The sequence below is a fragment of the Streptococcus mitis genome (assembly GCF_023109105.1).
Classification (GTDB): Bacteria; Bacillota; Bacilli; order Lactobacillales; family Streptococcaceae; genus Streptococcus; species Streptococcus mitis_BW.
Genome location: NZ_JALDTZ010000008.1, coordinates 75,508 through 89,331, shown reverse-complemented (window position 1 = coordinate 89,331; position 13,824 = coordinate 75,508). Strand labels below are relative to the sequence as shown.

The window sequence follows — 13,824 nt, the reverse complement described above, 5'->3', positions numbered from 1 at the left end:
CGAACACAGCAGTTAAGCCCTAGAACGCCGGAAGTAGTTGGGGGTTGCCCCCTGTGAGATATGGAAGTCGCTTAGCTTTATTCCGCCATAGCTCAGTTGGTAGTAGCGCATGACTGTTAATCATGATGTCGTAGGTTCGAGTCCTACTGGCGGAGTAATTAATTATAGGAGGTTTAGGCCTCTTTTTTTGTTGTGTAATTTATAATCTATTTAGTGTTATTTTGGGCGAGATATTTTTCGGCTCTTTGTTAACTGTAGTGGGGTGAAGAAAAGCTAAGATCTAGAAAGGACACATTTCGCCCTTTCTTTTTTGATGTTCAGAGCCATACAAATCCGTTTTTTGAAGTTTTCAAAGTTTCGAAATACAAATGCATTTCACTTTTGGCATTGGAATAGGGTAGTTGAAGAGCGTTGACGATTTTCTCTTTCTCCTTTAGAAAGGTTTTAAAAACAGTCTGAAAAAGGGGATGAACCTGCTTTAGATTGTCCTCAATGAGTCCAAAGAATTTCTCCTGTTCCTTATTCTAAAAGTGAAAAATCAAGAGTTGATAGAGCTGATAGTGGTGTTTCAAATCTTCTGAATAGCTCAAAAGCTTGTCTAGAATCTCTTTATTGATCAAGTGCAGACGAAAAGTAGGGGGATAAAAACGTTTGTCGCTGAGTTTCCGACTATCTTGTTGAATGAGTTTCCAGTATCGCTTAATAGCTTTGTATTCATGAGACTTTCGATCCAATTGATTCATTATTTGGACACGAACACGACTCATAGCATGGCTTAAGTGTTGGAGTAAAACAGTCCAGTGCACTGTTTTAGCCTGAGTTTAGAAGTATAATAACGAAGGGTGAGAGCGATCAAGTACAATTTTTGCATTCGGGAGTGAAACAGTCTGGGAGACTGTTTCAGCCTGAGCCTAGAAATTCGAAAGCGAAGCTGTTTATCTAAATCATAATAAGGACTAACACTCAATTGTTTTCAAAAAGCAACCTTGTCCATTGTTTACTGACAGTGGACTTTAAAACGCTTTTTTCCAGTCCTTGAATCATTTCTTGAAGCTTATCAATAACAGCTTCCAATGTTTGGAAAGCCTTATTTTTAAAACCTCGTTTTCGAATTTCTTTCCAGACTTGTTCGATAGGGTTCATTTCTGGTGTGTAAGGTGGGATAAAAGCCAACTCAATATTACTTGGAATCTCTAAGGTACTTGATTTATGCCATATAGCATTATCCATGACAAGTAAAATATAGTCATCTGGATAAGCTTGTGAGACTTGCCGTAGAAATTCATTTGTCCACTCAGTATTGCATCCTCCAGCAATAAGAAAGAAGGAATCTCCTGTCTGAGCATCTACTGCCCCATAACAATAGCGATACTCTCGCATATAATGACTAGGAATACTAGGTCTGATTCCTTGAGGAGCCCAACAAGAACTCATCTTACTGATTCTTCCGAAACCAGCTTCATCTTGGTACATCAAGCGTACTTTGTTATAAACCCCCTCTTCTTTAAAGCGCTTACTTAAGGTCTCGAATGTAGATTTTATTTTTAGACGTCTCAATTGTTTGAGCGTCTGCCTTCTTGGGATGTTCAGGTCGAGGAGTGACCGTTCGCCAACCATGGCGTTTCAGGAGATAGTAGAAACCATCACGTGTGGAAGTGCGACCAATCTCTTTTTGATAGGCTTCAAATAACTGATTGACAGTTACAAATTCCCCAGCTTGAGCAGCTTCTATATAACGTTTTAGAAATGCTTGTTCTTCTTCGTAAGTCATATATTCTCTATGACGTCCACCACAGGTTTCTTGAAGAAGAGCTTCTAAACCAAACTCCTTATATTTTTTCAAATTCCTCCAAACAGTTGTTTTATTGCAATCTAGCAAATCCATGATTTCCTTATAACTCTTTTCTTTTGAGCGAAAATAAATAATCTGTAGACGTTTGTGATATTTGGCGTACGATAAATCTCTTAGGAGTTTTTCAATTTTTTGTATTTCTTCGTTTGTAAGTTTCATAACTACTATTATCAGATGTTTTTTGATTTTAGGCTAGTATAAACATATCCATAGTAATGATTTTCACTTGACAGCGAATAGCTCTATCGTAGCGAAGAAAGTGATTTCGGATAACAGCTTGTGTCCTGTCCTCAAGAACAGTGATGATATTTAGCTTTTCAAAATCTTGAGCAATGAAACTCATATTCGTCTCCCGATTGAAACAGTCATTCCTCCGACTATTTCAACATCCCAGGACATAATCTCAGGAAGACGAGAAAAATCATGCTTAAAACGGAATTCATTGAGCTTGCAAATAACAGTTGAAGTTGAAATGGAAAGCTGATGGGCAATATCAGTCATAGAAGTCTTTTCAATCAGCTTCTGAGCAATCTTTTGGTTGATGATACGAGGGATTTGATGATTTTTCTTGACGAGTGAAGTCTCAGCGACTGCCATTTTTGAGAACTGATAGCACTTAAAACGACGCTTTCTAAGGAGGATTCTAGTAGGCATGCCAGTCGTTTCAAGGTAAGGAATTTTCGACGGTTTTGAAAGTCATACTTCTTCATGATTCTTTCTAATGATGGTTTGGTTGCTTTTCATTATAGATCTTATGGGACTTTTTTTCTACAACAAAATAGGTTCCATAATATCCATAGGGGATTTACCCACTACAAATATTATAGAGCCATCTATCTCGCGTCATTAGACTTCTATTCAATCACTTCATAGTTTAGACTGAGCAATATTCAAAGCTATGGAAATCGTACTGTATGATTTGCAGTGAGGGTAATAGTTTTTGTAAATTGCTTATAGGAAATTTATTTCTATTCTGTCAACTTTTCCTATTTTTTATCTTGTTGAGGTTTGTATTTTGACAATTCAGGAATTGATAGTGAATGTGTAAAATTTTTTGTTAGAATAAGGTCATAAAAAGAAAAGGAGTATATATTTATGCTACAAAAAATTTATGAGCAGATGGCAGATTTTTATAGAAATATTGAAGAAGAGTATGGTACTGTATTTGGTGATAATTTTGATTGGGAACATGTTCATTTTAAATTTTTGATTTATTATTTTGTCCGATATAGTATTAGGTATCGTAGGGATTTTATTGTTTACCATTATCGTGCTGCTTATCGTTTCTATCTGGAAAAGTTGATAATGAAGCAAGGTTTTATTTCTTGTTGAGTTTTTTGAGTAAATTTCCGAACAAATTTACTTTTTTATGGAAAGATAATAATAAATAGGGGGTAATTTTTCTAAATCATTTTTTAATAGTTGGAAATAGCAAATCTTTCTATTGTTTCTTCTTGATAAAAAGGCAATTTTTTCTTATAATAAATTGTAAGATATAATTGCAGGTGAGATTCCTGCCATGTATGTGAGAAAGGAAGAGCCTGAGGGCTCAGACAAGATTATGACTTCAGTTGTTGTTGTAGGTACCCAATGGGGTGATGAAGGTAAAGGGAAGATTACAGACTTTCTTTCAGCGAATGCGGAAGTGATTGCGCGTTACCAAGGTGGTGATAATGCTGGTCACACGATTGTGATTGATGGTAAGAAATTTAAGTTGCACTTGATTCCATCTGGGATTTTCTTCCCTGAAAAAATCTCTGTTATTGGGAATGGTATGGTTGTAAATCCTAAATCTCTTGTAAAAGAGTTGAACTATCTTCATGAGGAAGGCGTTACAACTGATAACTTGCGTATTTCTGATCGCGCGCATGTTATTTTGCCTTATCATATTGAGTTGGATCGTTTGCAAGAAGAAGCTAAGGGCGACAATAAGATTGGTACTACAATTAAGGGAATTGGTCCAGCTTATATGGACAAGGCTGCTCGTGTTGGGATTCGTATCGCAGATCTTTTGGATAAAGATATTTTCCGTGAGCGTTTAGAACGTAACCTTGCTGAGAAGAATCGTCTCTTTGAAAAATTGTATGACAGCAAAGCGATTGCTTTTGATGATATTTTTGAAGAGTATTACGAATATGGTCAACAAATCAAAAAATATGTAACAGATACATCTGTTATCTTGAATGATGCGCTTGATAATGGAAAGCGTGTGCTATTTGAGGGTGCACAAGGTGTCATGCTAGATATCGACCAAGGTACTTATCCATTTGTTACGTCATCAAACCCTGTGGCTGGTGGTGTTACGATTGGTTCTGGTGTTGGTCCAAGTAAGATTGACAAGGTTGTTGGTGTATGTAAAGCCTATACGAGTCGTGTAGGAGACGGTCCTTTCCCAACTGAGTTGTTTGATGAAGTGGGAGAACGTATCCGTGAAGTTGGTCATGAATATGGTACAACAACTGGTCGTCCACGTCGTGTAGGTTGGTTTGACTCAGTTGTGATGCGTCATAGCCGTCGTGTTTCTGGTATTACGAACCTTTCATTGAACTCTATCGATGTTTTGAGTGGTTTAGATACTGTGAAAATCTGTGTGGCCTATGATCTTGATGGTCAACGTATTGACTACTATCCAGCTAGTCTTGAGCAATTGAAACGTTGCAAACCTATCTATGAAGAGTTACCAGGTTGGTCAGAAGACATCACCGGTGTCCGTAATTTGGAAGATCTTCCTGAGAATGCGCGTAACTACGTTCGTCGTGTGAGCGAATTGGTTGGCGTTCGTATTTCTACTTTCTCAGTAGGTCCTGGTCGTGAACAAACAAATATTTTAGAAAGTGTTTGGTCCTAAGAGATTTTTAAGATTTGTTTAAGATAGGTCGGGTATACTATAGACAGTTACAAGAAGACCTCCTAACTTGTTGTAACAAATATCCTAAACTTTTCTTTTTCATAATAATCTCCCTATAGAGTCACCGCATTCGGTGGCTTTTTTTGTGTTGGGAATCATGATATAATAATAAAATCGATAATACTCAATGAAAATCAAAGAGCAAACTAGGAAGCTAGCCGTAGGTTGCTCAAAGAATTGCTTTGAGGTTATAGATAAGACTGACGAAGTCAGTTACATATATCTACGGCAAGGCGAAGCTGACGTGGTTTGAATTTGATTTTCGAAGAGTATAATTAGGAAAAGGGAAATTGATGAACTATACAGTTGAAGAAAAAGAAGTCTTTATGAGGGAAGCTTTGAGAGAGGCTGAGATTGCTCTGGAACACGATGAAATTCCAATTGGTTGTGTGATCGTCAAGGACGGAGAAATCATTGGCCGTGGGCATAATGCGCGTGAGGAGTTGCAAAGAGCGGTTATGCATGCGGAGATTATGGCCATAGAGAATGCGAACCTGAGTGAGGAGAGCTGGCGCTTGCTTGATTGCACGCTTTTTGTGACCATTGAGCCTTGTGTCATGTGTAGTGGGGCGATTGGACTCGCCCGTATTCCAAACGTGGTCTACGGGGCTAAAAACCAGAAATTTGGCGCTGCTGGGAGTTTGTACGATATCTTGACAGATGAGCGTCTTAATCATCGTGTAGAGGTTGAAACGGGAATTTTAGAAGATGAATGCGCAGCTATTATGCAGGACTTTTTTAGAAATAGACGGAAAAAATAATTTTGCTTTTAAAATGAATAGGAATGTGATATAATAAATAGTGGAGCAACAGTTCTGCGTGAAGCGGGTCAGGGGAGGAATCCAGCAGCCCTAAGCGATTTGAATTGTGTGCTCTTTTTTTCGTGCTTTTTCCGAATAAATAAGATAGAATAATCTAGAATAAATGATAATAGAAAAGAGAAGATGATGAAAATTCGTGGTTTTGAATTGGTTTCTAGTTTTACAGATGAAAATTTGCTACCAAAACGTGAGACAGCCCATGCAGCTGGGTACGACTTAAAGGTTGCGGAACGCACGGTGATTGCTCCGGGAGAGATTGTCCTCGTGCCAACAGGAGTTAAGGCTTATATGCAACCGACTGAGGTACTCTATCTTTATGATCGCTCTTCAAATCCTCGTAAGAAGGGTTTAGTCTTAATCAACTCGGTTGGTGTTATTGATGGGGATTACTATGGTAATCCAGGAAATGAAGGACATATCTTTGCTCAGATGAAAAATATTACTGATCAGGAAGTTGTTCTTGAAGTTGGGGAACGTGTAGTTCAGGCTGTCTTTGCACCATTTTTAATCGCTGATGGAGATGAAGCAGATGGAGTTCGTACTGGTGGATTTGGATCGACTGGGCACTAAGATGAAGATTATCTTTGTGCGTCACGGTGAGCCAGATTACCGTGAGTTAGAGGAGCGTTCTTATACGGGATTTGGGATAGATTTGGCACCCTTGTCTGAGAAGGGACGGCAACAAGCTCAGGAACTGAGCAAAAATCCTTTGTTTGACTCAGCTGATATACTGGTGTCTTCTGCAGTTACAAGAGCTTTAGAAACGGCTTCTTATGTGGTTTGTGCTACGGGACTTCCTTTGAGAGTGGAGCCATTATTACATGAATGGCAGGTCTATGAAAGTGGAATAGAAAACTTTGAAACAGCTAGAAGACTGTTTTTAGAAAATAAGGGGGAGTTGCTCCCAAATTCTCCTGTTCAATATGAGACAGCTACAGAGATGAAGACTCGTTTTCTAGAATGCATGACTAAGTATCGAGACCATCAAACTGTGGTAGTTGTAGCCCATCGAATGCTGATACGGCAGTTTGTAGCAAATGAGAAGATTGATTTTTGCCAAGTGATTGAGTGTGAGTTAGAGATATAGAAAGAGGTTTATCATCGCAAAGAAAAAAGCGACATTTGTATGTCAAAATTGTGGGTATAATTCCCCTAAATATCTGGGACGTTGCCCCAACTGTGGGTCTTGGTCTTCTTTTGTAGAAGAGGTTGAGGTTGCCGAGGTCAAGAATGCGCGTGTGTCCTTGACAGGTGAGAAAACCAAGCCCATGAAACTAGCTGAGGTGACTTCAATCAACGTCAATCGAACCAAGACGGAGATGGAGGAATTCAACCGTGTACTTGGAGGAGGAGTGGTACCGGGAAGTCTCGTCCTTATCGGTGGGGATCCTGGGATTGGGAAATCAACTCTTCTCCTACAAGTTTCAACCCAGTTGTCCCAAGTGGGGACGGTTCTCTACGTCAGTGGAGAGGAGTCTGCCCAGCAGATTAAGCTACGAGCAGAGCGCTTGGGTGATATTGATAGCGAGTTTTATCTCTATGCAGAGACCAATATGCAGAGTGTTCGCGCAGAGGTCGAGCGCATCCAACCAGACTTTCTCATTATCGACTCCATCCAGACTATTATGTCTCCTGAGATTTCAGGGGTGCAGGGGTCTGTTTCTCAAGTGCGTGAGGTGACGGCTGAACTTATGCAGCTGGCTAAGACAAATAGCATTGCCATCTTTATCGTGGGCCATGTGACCAAGGAGGGAACCTTGGCTGGTCCTCGGATGTTGGAGCATATGGTTGATACGGTGCTTTATTTTGAAGGGGAGCGTCATCATACCTTCCGTATCTTGAGAGCAGTTAAAAACCGTTTTGGTTCGACCAATGAGATTGGAATTTTTGAGATGCAGTCGGGCGGTTTGGTTGAGGTTCTCAATCCGAGTCAAGTTTTCTTAGAAGAGCGTTTGGATGGGGCGACTGGATCGTCAATCGTTGTGACCATGGAAGGGACGCGTCCAATTTTAGCGGAGGTTCAGGCCTTGGTGACACCGACCATGTTTGGAAATGCCAAGCGTACTACAACAGGACTTGATTTTAATCGTGCGAGTCTGATTATGGCTGTTTTGGAAAAGCGTGCAGGACTTCTCTTGCAAAATCAGGATGCTTATCTCAAATCTGCTGGCGGTGTCAAATTGGATGAACCTGCCATTGACTTGGCCGTGGCAGTTGCTATTGCTTCGAGTTACAAGGACAAGCCTACCAATCCTCAGGAATGTTTTGTGGGAGAACTGGGCTTGACAGGAGAGATTCGGCGCGTGAATCGTATCGAACAACGCATCAACGAAGCCGCTAAACTGGGATTTACTAAGATTTATGTACCTAAGAATTCCTTGACAGGAATCACTCCGCCCAAGGAAATTCAGGTCATTGGAGTGACAACGATTCAGGAAGTTTTGAAGAAGGTATTCTCTTAATAGTTATGGTCAGTTTTAGATGGCTAATTATTTTATTGCTAATATTTATTAAAACAAGGAGGAATTCCTGATGAAATTTTCTATGGATAGCCAAATGCAATTTCCTTTGGTAGAGTTGTCACTCAATCAAGGAGAAACCGTCTATATCCAGCGGGGTAGCATGGTCTACCACACACCCAATGTAAGTCTCAATACCCAGCTCAATGCTAGCGGTTCTGGTTTAGGACGATTTGTCAAAGCCGTGGGACGTTCCATGGTTTCTGGTGAAAGTACTTTTATTACTCAAGCTGTTGCTGAGTCTGACAACGGCAACCTTGCTCTAGCACCAGATACTCCTGGTCAAGTGATTGCTCTTGAGTTAGGTGAAAATCAGTACCGATTGAATGATGGGGCCTTTCTGGCTCTTGATGGTACGGCCTCCTATACGATGGAACATCAGTCTATTGGAAAAGCTCTGTTCGGAGGGCAAGGTGGTCTTTTTGTGATGACTACCCAAGGTCAGGGAACTCTTTTGGCCAATGCTTTTGGTTCTATTAAGAAAATTGAGCTGCAAAACCAAGAAATAACGATCGACAATGCCCATGTGGTGGCTTGGAGCCAGTTTTTGGACTATAACATCCACTTAGAAAATGGCTTCTGGCAGTCAATCGGTACGGGTGAAGGGGTTGTTAATACTTTCCGAGGTACTGGTGAAGTCTATGTACAAAGTCTCAATCTTCAGAGCTTTGCAGGCTCACTCAATAAGTATATCCAAAAAGGATCATAAACCTAAAACTAGGACAGAAGCCCAAGCTAGAAGCTGGATGTCTCTGTCCTAGTTTTTTATATAAATGCTGAAAGCTGACAAACGAGGTAAAAAATGATAAGATAGGAGAAATATTTGACTATCAAATTTTCGAGGAGGGAATCATGTCGTATTTTGAACAGTTTATGCAAGCCAATCAGGCTTATGTTGCCTTACACGGGCAGTTAAATCTGCCACTTAAACCCAAAACCAGAGTAGCCATTGTGACATGTATGGACTCACGTCTGCACGTTGCGCAAGCTCTGGGATTGGCTCTTGGGGATGCTCACATCTTGCGGAATGCAGGTGGTCGAGTGACCGAGGACATGATTCGTTCGCTAGTTATTTCTCAGCAACAAATGGGGACAAGAGAGATTGTGGTATTGCACCATACAGACTGTGGTGCTCAGACTTTTGAAAATGGTCCTTTTCAGGAGTATCTGAAAGAGGAGCTAGGTGTCGATGTGTCAGACCAGGACTTCTTGCCCTTCCAAGATATAGAGGAGAGTGTGCGTGAGGATATGCAACTCCTTATCGACTCCCCCCTAATACCAGATGATGTCATTATCTCTGGTGCCATTTACGATGTGGATACAGGAAGTATGACAGTCGTAGAATTGTAAATACTTCATTTAGAAGGAAAGTGTATGAAGAAGAACAGTATTTTATTTATTTTTATCTTATTGCTATGTATTGGTTTACAGTATGAAACCATCTATTATACGGACGGTTCGATGTCAGGTGCGGAATATGGATTAATGGGAGTTTCTATCTTTCTAGCTCTCTTTTACATGATTCCGGCTCTTTATTTCCTTTTCCGTATTGGGAAAAAATGGGAATTGTCAAAGAAGGCCTTGATTTTGTCTCTATTAGGTGGGATGTTCCTTTCAGGCTGGCTATCTAGCTTTGCTAATACCTATATCCATGATTTACTGGGGGTTCTTTTCCCAGATAGTGCATTTTTAAATGCCTTTGAAAGTGCGATTGTGGCTCCTTTGGTAGAAGAGCCGCTTAAATTATTGCCACTTGCCTTTGTGTTAGCTTTAATTCCTGTGAGAAAATTAAAATCTTTGTTTTTACTAGGAATTGCTTCTGGTTTGGGATTCCAAATGATTGAGGATATTGGTTACATTCGTACGGATTTGCCAGAGGGCTTTGACTTTACTATTTCGAGAATTTTAGAGCGTATTATCTCAGGGATTGCCTCTCACTGGACTTTTTCAGGTCTTGCTGTAGTAGGTGTTTACTTGCTTTACAGAGCCTATAAAGGGCAGAAGATTGGCAAGAAAGAGGGGGGTATTTTCCTAGCTTTAGCCTTGGGAACTCACTTCTTGTTTAATTCTCCTTTTGTAGAATTAGAGACAGAGTTGCCATTAGCGATTCCAGTGGTTACGGCTATTACTCTCTATGGTTTTTATCAGGCTTATCGCTTTGTTGAGAAGCACGATGAGATAATAAACTAGAATATGTTTCAAAAGAATGATGCGGGGCACAAATATGTTGCCCTTCTTTTATTTTTGATTGAAAAATAGTGCAAAAAGCGCTACAATGGTAGATGGAAAAATCTTGTGAAAAGCACAAGCGATACATATATACCGGAGGAAATCATGTCTTTTTCTGATTTAAAGCTGTTTGCCCTTTCTTCTAATCAAGAATTGGCAAAACGTGTGGCGCAGGAGATTGGGATAGAGTTGGGGAAATCAAGTGTTCGTCAATTTTCAGATGGAGAGATTCAGGTCAACATTGAAGAATCAATCCGTGGGAAACACGTCTTTATCCTACAATCAACTAGTTCGCCTGTAAATGACAATCTGCTTGAAATTTTGATTATGGTAGATGCTTTGAAGCGTGCGAGTGCAGAATCTGTCAATGTTGTCATGCCTTACTATGGGTATGCACGTCAGGATAGAAAGGCGCGAGCGCGTGAGCCAATCACTTCAAAACTTGTTGCAAATATGCTTGAAGTAGCTGGAGTGGATCGTTTATTGACCATCGACTTGCATGCTGCGCAGATTCAAGGATTCTTTGATATTCCTGTTGATCACTTGATGGGAGCTCCTCTGATTGCGGATTATTTTGAGCGTCGTGGCATGGTTGGTTCTGACTATGTGGTTGTCAGCCCAGACCATGGAGGGGTAACTCGTGCTCGTAAGTTGGCAGAATTTTTGAAAACATCTATCGCTATTATTGATAAACGTCGTAGCGTTGATAAGATGAATACTAGTGAAGTCATGAACATCATCGGTAAGGTCGAAGGCAAGACTTGTATCTTGATCGATGATATGATTGATACAGCTGGAACGATTTGTCATGCGGCAGATGCCCTTGCGGAAGCTGGTGCTGTTGAAGTCTATGCAAGCTGTACGCACCCAGTTCTATCTGGTCCTGCTATGGACAATATCCAAAAATCAGCTATTAAGAAATTGGTTGTTTTGGATACCATCTATCTGCCAGAAGAGCGTTTGATTGATAAGATTGAGCAGATTTCAATCGCTCATCTCCTAGGGGATGCTATTGTGCGTATCCATGAAAAACGCCCACTTTCTCCACTTTTCAGTATTGAGAAAAAGATTTAATGACCAAGCCTGAGATGATTCTCAGGTTTTTTTCATCTTTTTTCCGAATAAATAGAGCCACAGAATCTAGCAAATCTAGATTTAAAACTGTGGTATAATAAAATGGAGGAAAAGGATGATTCTAAGACATCCGGGCATCAGCCCGACCAATGACTTGGTTGCTAAGAAAATCTTTAGCAATCCAGAAATCACTTGTCAATTTATCCGCGATATGTTGGACTTGCCAACAAAAAATGTGACGATTTTGGAGGGAAGCAATATTCACGTATTACCTTCCCTGCCGTACACGGCACAGGATTTTTACACTAGTATAGATGTTTTGGCGGAGTTGGACAATGGCACTCAAGTAATCATCGAAATACAAGTCCATCATCAGAATTTTTTCATCAATCGTTTGTGGGCTTATTTATGTAGTCAGGTCAATCAAAATCTAGAAAAAATTCGCCAGCAAGAGGGCAATACTCATCAGAGTTACAAACACATCGCACCAGTATACGCAATCGCAATTGTGGATAGTAATTACTTCTCAGATGACCTAGCTTTTCATAGCTTTAGCATGCGCGAGGACACAACAGGTGAGGTCTTAACCATCACAAACAATGTACAGGAAAACCATCTAGTCAAGATGGCGTTCTTGGAATTAAAAAAATATAGAGAAACCAGCAAAGACGAGGTTCGCAAGCCGTGGTTGGAGTTTTTCGGGAACAAGCCCTTTACCCAGCAACCTGAGCGAGCCATCAGTCAGGCAGATCAACTGCTAGACTACAAGAGCTGGTCCGAGGAGGACAGGAAAATGTTTAGTGAACAACGCAGGCGTGAAGAACAAGCATTATTGGCTCATGACTATGCCTTGGAAACTGCTAGGGCAGAAGGTATTGAACAAGGTTTAGAACGTGGGAAACTCTTTGCCTTCCTGGATATGGTTCGCCAAGGTCTTCTGACTTCCGAGGTTGCCAGCCAGCAATTAGGCATGACAGTCGCTGAGTTTGAGGCCTTGCTATAAGGTCACATTTTAATAGTAGAAAGTTGATGAAATGGCAAGTTCTTATCAAAAAACTTGCCATTTTTACTTGACTTTTATGAGGGATTATAAGATAATACCATAGACGTGAGTTCTGTCCAACTATCTATGTGGATTAGATATGAATGATTTTACTCAAGGATGATAAGTTTGTGAGATTTTCACTTGACAAATGCAGTATTTGACGGGTATTTTTTCTCACAAAAATGTTTTTTCACCTTTTTTTCTAAAAATGGGTAAAAACTTTAAAAACTTTAAGAAAACCCTTGACAAATCCTGCAAATATTTATATACTGTATGGTAGTAAGGTAGTCTTACGAAAAAATATTTTAAAGAAAAACAAAGGAGATAAAACGATGAAAAAAGTTTTATTGACAAGCGCAGTCGCTCTTGCAGCATTTGGTGCTGTACAAGCTGTTTCAGCTGATACTAACAACGGTTACACTGAAAGTGGACGAGTAAATCCAAAAACAGGTCTACTTGATGTTAAAAAATACGAAGGTAACAAAGTTGTTTCAGCTCACACTGGTGTAGTTGCAGATGCTGATCAATACAAACCAGCAACTCCAGCTACAAACCCATACGCTGTAAGAAATCGTATCGGTAAAGATGGTAAAGTTTTACCAGATGTATTTGGAAATGGTACTCATGTTCGTGTACATGTTAAAGATATCCAAGGGAACCCTGTAGCAGGTGCTAAAGTAGCTGCTTTGGTATACGCAACAGTAGAAGACTTTGATAACTACAAAAAACCAGCTTTGATTGAAGCAGTTACTGATGCAGCAGGTGATGTTGAGTTTCCTCTTGCAAACGGTGGTTATGTAGTTTACCGTATTGATGAAGCTCCAAAAGGTTACTTTGTTCCTGCTAAACTTACAGTAGGTACTCTACTTGATGCAGAAGAAGTTGTACGTGAAGGTTCAGACATGTTCGTTACTGGTGAATTAGTAATTGAAAAAACTGATACTTACAATGTAGCTAAAGAAGAATGGGTACAAGAAGAAACTGGTTGGAAATACTATGCATCTAACAAAGCTGTAACTGGTTGGAAACAAGTTGACGGTAAATGGTTCTTCTTTAACGCTGAAGGCGTAATGCAAAAATGGTGGGTTAAAGATGGAAACACTTGGTACTACCTAAACGGAAACGGTGAAATGCAAACTGGTTGGTTGCAAGACGGTGGTAAATGGTACTACCTTGAAACATCAGGTGCTATGAAAGCTAGCCAATGGTTTGAAGTTGCTGGTAAATGGTACTACGTTGACGGTTCAGGTGCCCTTGCAGTTAACACTAATGTAGGTGGATACACTGTAAACGGAAACGGTGAATGGGTTAAATAATCTAGTTCAATAAAAAAAGCAGGAGATTCCTTCTGCTTTTTATTTTTTCCATAAAAAGTT

At 40.1% G+C, this 13,824-nt stretch carries 14 protein-coding genes, 1 tRNA gene, 1 other RNA gene and 2 pseudogenes; 15 read left to right on the top strand and 3 right to left on the bottom strand.

Annotated elements, in window-relative coordinates; all coding sequences use genetic code 11:
- Nucleotides 1-81: 81 nt before the first annotated feature.
- A tRNA-Asn gene (locus M1F37_RS06295) sits at nucleotides 82-155 on the top strand.
- 118 nt (nucleotides 156-273) lie between these two features.
- On the opposite strand, the pseudogene M1F37_RS06290 reads toward M1F37_RS06295, so the two are convergent.
- The 3 genes and pseudogenes from M1F37_RS06290 to M1F37_RS06280 form a co-directional block, all read right to left on the bottom strand.
- A pseudogene (locus M1F37_RS06290) lies at nucleotides 274-791 on the bottom strand (transposase); the annotation flags it as partial.
- Between the two features lie 172 nt (nucleotides 792-963).
- A protein-coding gene (locus M1F37_RS06285; protein ID WP_247935157.1) for an IS630 family transposase occupies nucleotides 964-2,011 on the bottom strand; the annotation gives its coding sequence in 2 pieces (ribosomal slippage) (nucleotides 964-1,516 and nucleotides 1,515-2,011; 1,050 coding nt in all).
- 40 nt (nucleotides 2,012-2,051) lie between these two features.
- Nucleotides 2,052-2,565, bottom strand: a pseudogene (locus M1F37_RS06280) (helix-turn-helix domain-containing protein); the annotation flags it as partial.
- Between the two features lie 382 nt (nucleotides 2,566-2,947).
- Here M1F37_RS06280 and comW point away from each other — a divergent pair.
- The 14 genes from comW to M1F37_RS10000 all read left to right on the top strand — a co-directional run bounded on the left by comW (nucleotide 2,948) and on the right by M1F37_RS10000 (nucleotide 13,764).
- The gene (gene comW, locus M1F37_RS06275) at nucleotides 2,948-3,184 is read left to right on the top strand and encodes a sigma(X)-activator ComW (protein WP_247935156.1); all 237 of its coding nucleotides are present in this window, start codon (nucleotides 2,948-2,950) and stop codon (nucleotides 3,182-3,184) included.
- Between the two features lie 229 nt (nucleotides 3,185-3,413).
- Complete coding sequence (locus M1F37_RS06270) at nucleotides 3,414-4,700, top strand: adenylosuccinate synthase (protein WP_084886348.1); 1,287 nt, start codon at nucleotides 3,414-3,416, stop codon at nucleotides 4,698-4,700.
- Between the two features lie 187 nt (nucleotides 4,701-4,887).
- On the top strand, nucleotides 4,888-5,013 hold the full coding sequence (locus M1F37_RS10005) for a hypothetical protein (protein ID WP_282184482.1): 126 nt from the start codon (nucleotides 4,888-4,890) through the stop codon (nucleotides 5,011-5,013).
- A 40-nt stretch (nucleotides 5,014-5,053) separates the two neighbouring features.
- On the top strand, nucleotides 5,054-5,521 hold the full coding sequence (gene tadA / locus M1F37_RS06265) for a tRNA adenosine(34) deaminase TadA (protein ID WP_001110112.1): 468 nt from the start codon (nucleotides 5,054-5,056) through the stop codon (nucleotides 5,519-5,521).
- A gap of 32 nt (nucleotides 5,522-5,553) precedes the next feature.
- Nucleotides 5,554-5,651, top strand: an RNA gene (ffs, locus tag M1F37_RS06260) — signal recognition particle sRNA small type.
- Nucleotides 5,652-5,707: 56 nt separating this feature from the next.
- Nucleotides 5,708-6,151 (top strand): dUTP diphosphatase, encoded by a 444-nt coding sequence (locus M1F37_RS06255; RefSeq protein WP_000701981.1) that lies wholly within the window; start codon nucleotides 5,708-5,710, stop codon nucleotides 6,149-6,151.
- Nucleotide 6,152: 1 nt separating this feature from the next.
- Nucleotides 6,153-6,668 (top strand): histidine phosphatase family protein, encoded by a 516-nt coding sequence (locus tag M1F37_RS06250; RefSeq protein WP_247935160.1) that lies wholly within the window; start codon nucleotides 6,153-6,155, stop codon nucleotides 6,666-6,668.
- A gap of 13 nt (nucleotides 6,669-6,681) precedes the next feature.
- Nucleotides 6,682-8,043: a DNA repair protein RadA gene (radA, locus tag M1F37_RS06245; protein ID WP_247935159.1), complete on the top strand. Its 1,362-nt coding sequence runs from the start codon at nucleotides 6,682-6,684 to the stop codon at nucleotides 8,041-8,043.
- A gap of 70 nt (nucleotides 8,044-8,113) precedes the next feature.
- Nucleotides 8,114-8,809 (top strand): TIGR00266 family protein, encoded by a 696-nt coding sequence (locus tag M1F37_RS06240; protein WP_247935155.1) that lies wholly within the window; start codon nucleotides 8,114-8,116, stop codon nucleotides 8,807-8,809.
- A 143-nt stretch (nucleotides 8,810-8,952) separates the two neighbouring features.
- Nucleotides 8,953-9,450, top strand: coding sequence for a beta-class carbonic anhydrase (locus M1F37_RS06235; RefSeq protein WP_004240973.1), 498 nt, complete (start codon nucleotides 8,953-8,955; stop codon nucleotides 9,448-9,450).
- A gap of 24 nt (nucleotides 9,451-9,474) precedes the next feature.
- A complete protein-coding gene (locus M1F37_RS06230; RefSeq protein ID WP_247935154.1) occupies nucleotides 9,475-10,290 on the top strand; it encodes a PrsW family intramembrane metalloprotease in 816 nt (271 codons plus the stop codon).
- A gap of 144 nt (nucleotides 10,291-10,434) precedes the next feature.
- Complete coding sequence (locus M1F37_RS06225) at nucleotides 10,435-11,403, top strand: ribose-phosphate diphosphokinase (protein ID WP_033682853.1); 969 nt, start codon at nucleotides 10,435-10,437, stop codon at nucleotides 11,401-11,403.
- 115 nt (nucleotides 11,404-11,518) lie between these two features.
- Nucleotides 11,519-12,406, top strand: coding sequence for an Rpn family recombination-promoting nuclease/putative transposase (locus M1F37_RS06220; protein WP_247935153.1), 888 nt, complete (start codon nucleotides 11,519-11,521; stop codon nucleotides 12,404-12,406).
- A gap of 374 nt (nucleotides 12,407-12,780) precedes the next feature.
- Nucleotides 12,781-13,764, top strand: coding sequence for an N-acetylmuramoyl-L-alanine amidase family protein (locus tag M1F37_RS10000; protein WP_282184481.1), 984 nt, complete (start codon nucleotides 12,781-12,783; stop codon nucleotides 13,762-13,764).
- The last annotated feature ends 60 nt before the right edge of the window (nucleotides 13,765-13,824 follow it).

What these genes read in the sequence shown, in the direction of transcription:
- M1F37_RS06240 (WP_247935155.1), top strand. Translation starts at nt 8,114, where the DNA reads ATGAAATTTTCTATGGATAGCCAAATGCAATTTCCTTTGGTAGAGTTG.
- M1F37_RS06230 (WP_247935154.1), top strand. Translation starts at nt 9,475, where the DNA reads ATGAAGAAGAACAGTATTTTATTTATTTTTATCTTATTGCTATGTATT.
- M1F37_RS10000 (WP_282184481.1), top strand. Translation starts at nt 12,781, where the DNA reads ATGAAAAAAGTTTTATTGACAAGCGCAGTCGCTCTTGCAGCATTTGGT.
- M1F37_RS10005 (WP_282184482.1), top strand. Translation starts at nt 4,888, where the DNA reads ATGAAAATCAAAGAGCAAACTAGGAAGCTAGCCGTAGGTTGCTCAAAG.
- tadA (WP_001110112.1), top strand. Translation starts at nt 5,054, where the DNA reads ATGAACTATACAGTTGAAGAAAAAGAAGTCTTTATGAGGGAAGCTTTG.
- M1F37_RS06235 (WP_004240973.1), top strand. Translation starts at nt 8,953, where the DNA reads ATGTCGTATTTTGAACAGTTTATGCAAGCCAATCAGGCTTATGTTGCC.
- M1F37_RS06255 (WP_000701981.1), top strand. Translation starts at nt 5,708, where the DNA reads ATGAAAATTCGTGGTTTTGAATTGGTTTCTAGTTTTACAGATGAAAAT.
- M1F37_RS06220 (WP_247935153.1), top strand. Translation starts at nt 11,519, where the DNA reads ATGATTCTAAGACATCCGGGCATCAGCCCGACCAATGACTTGGTTGCT.
- M1F37_RS06225 (WP_033682853.1), top strand. Translation starts at nt 10,435, where the DNA reads ATGTCTTTTTCTGATTTAAAGCTGTTTGCCCTTTCTTCTAATCAAGAA.
- M1F37_RS06270 (WP_084886348.1), top strand. Translation starts at nt 3,414, where the DNA reads ATGACTTCAGTTGTTGTTGTAGGTACCCAATGGGGTGATGAAGGTAAA.
- M1F37_RS06250 (WP_247935160.1), top strand. Translation starts at nt 6,153, where the DNA reads ATGAAGATTATCTTTGTGCGTCACGGTGAGCCAGATTACCGTGAGTTA.
- comW (WP_247935156.1), top strand. Translation starts at nt 2,948, where the DNA reads ATGCTACAAAAAATTTATGAGCAGATGGCAGATTTTTATAGAAATATT.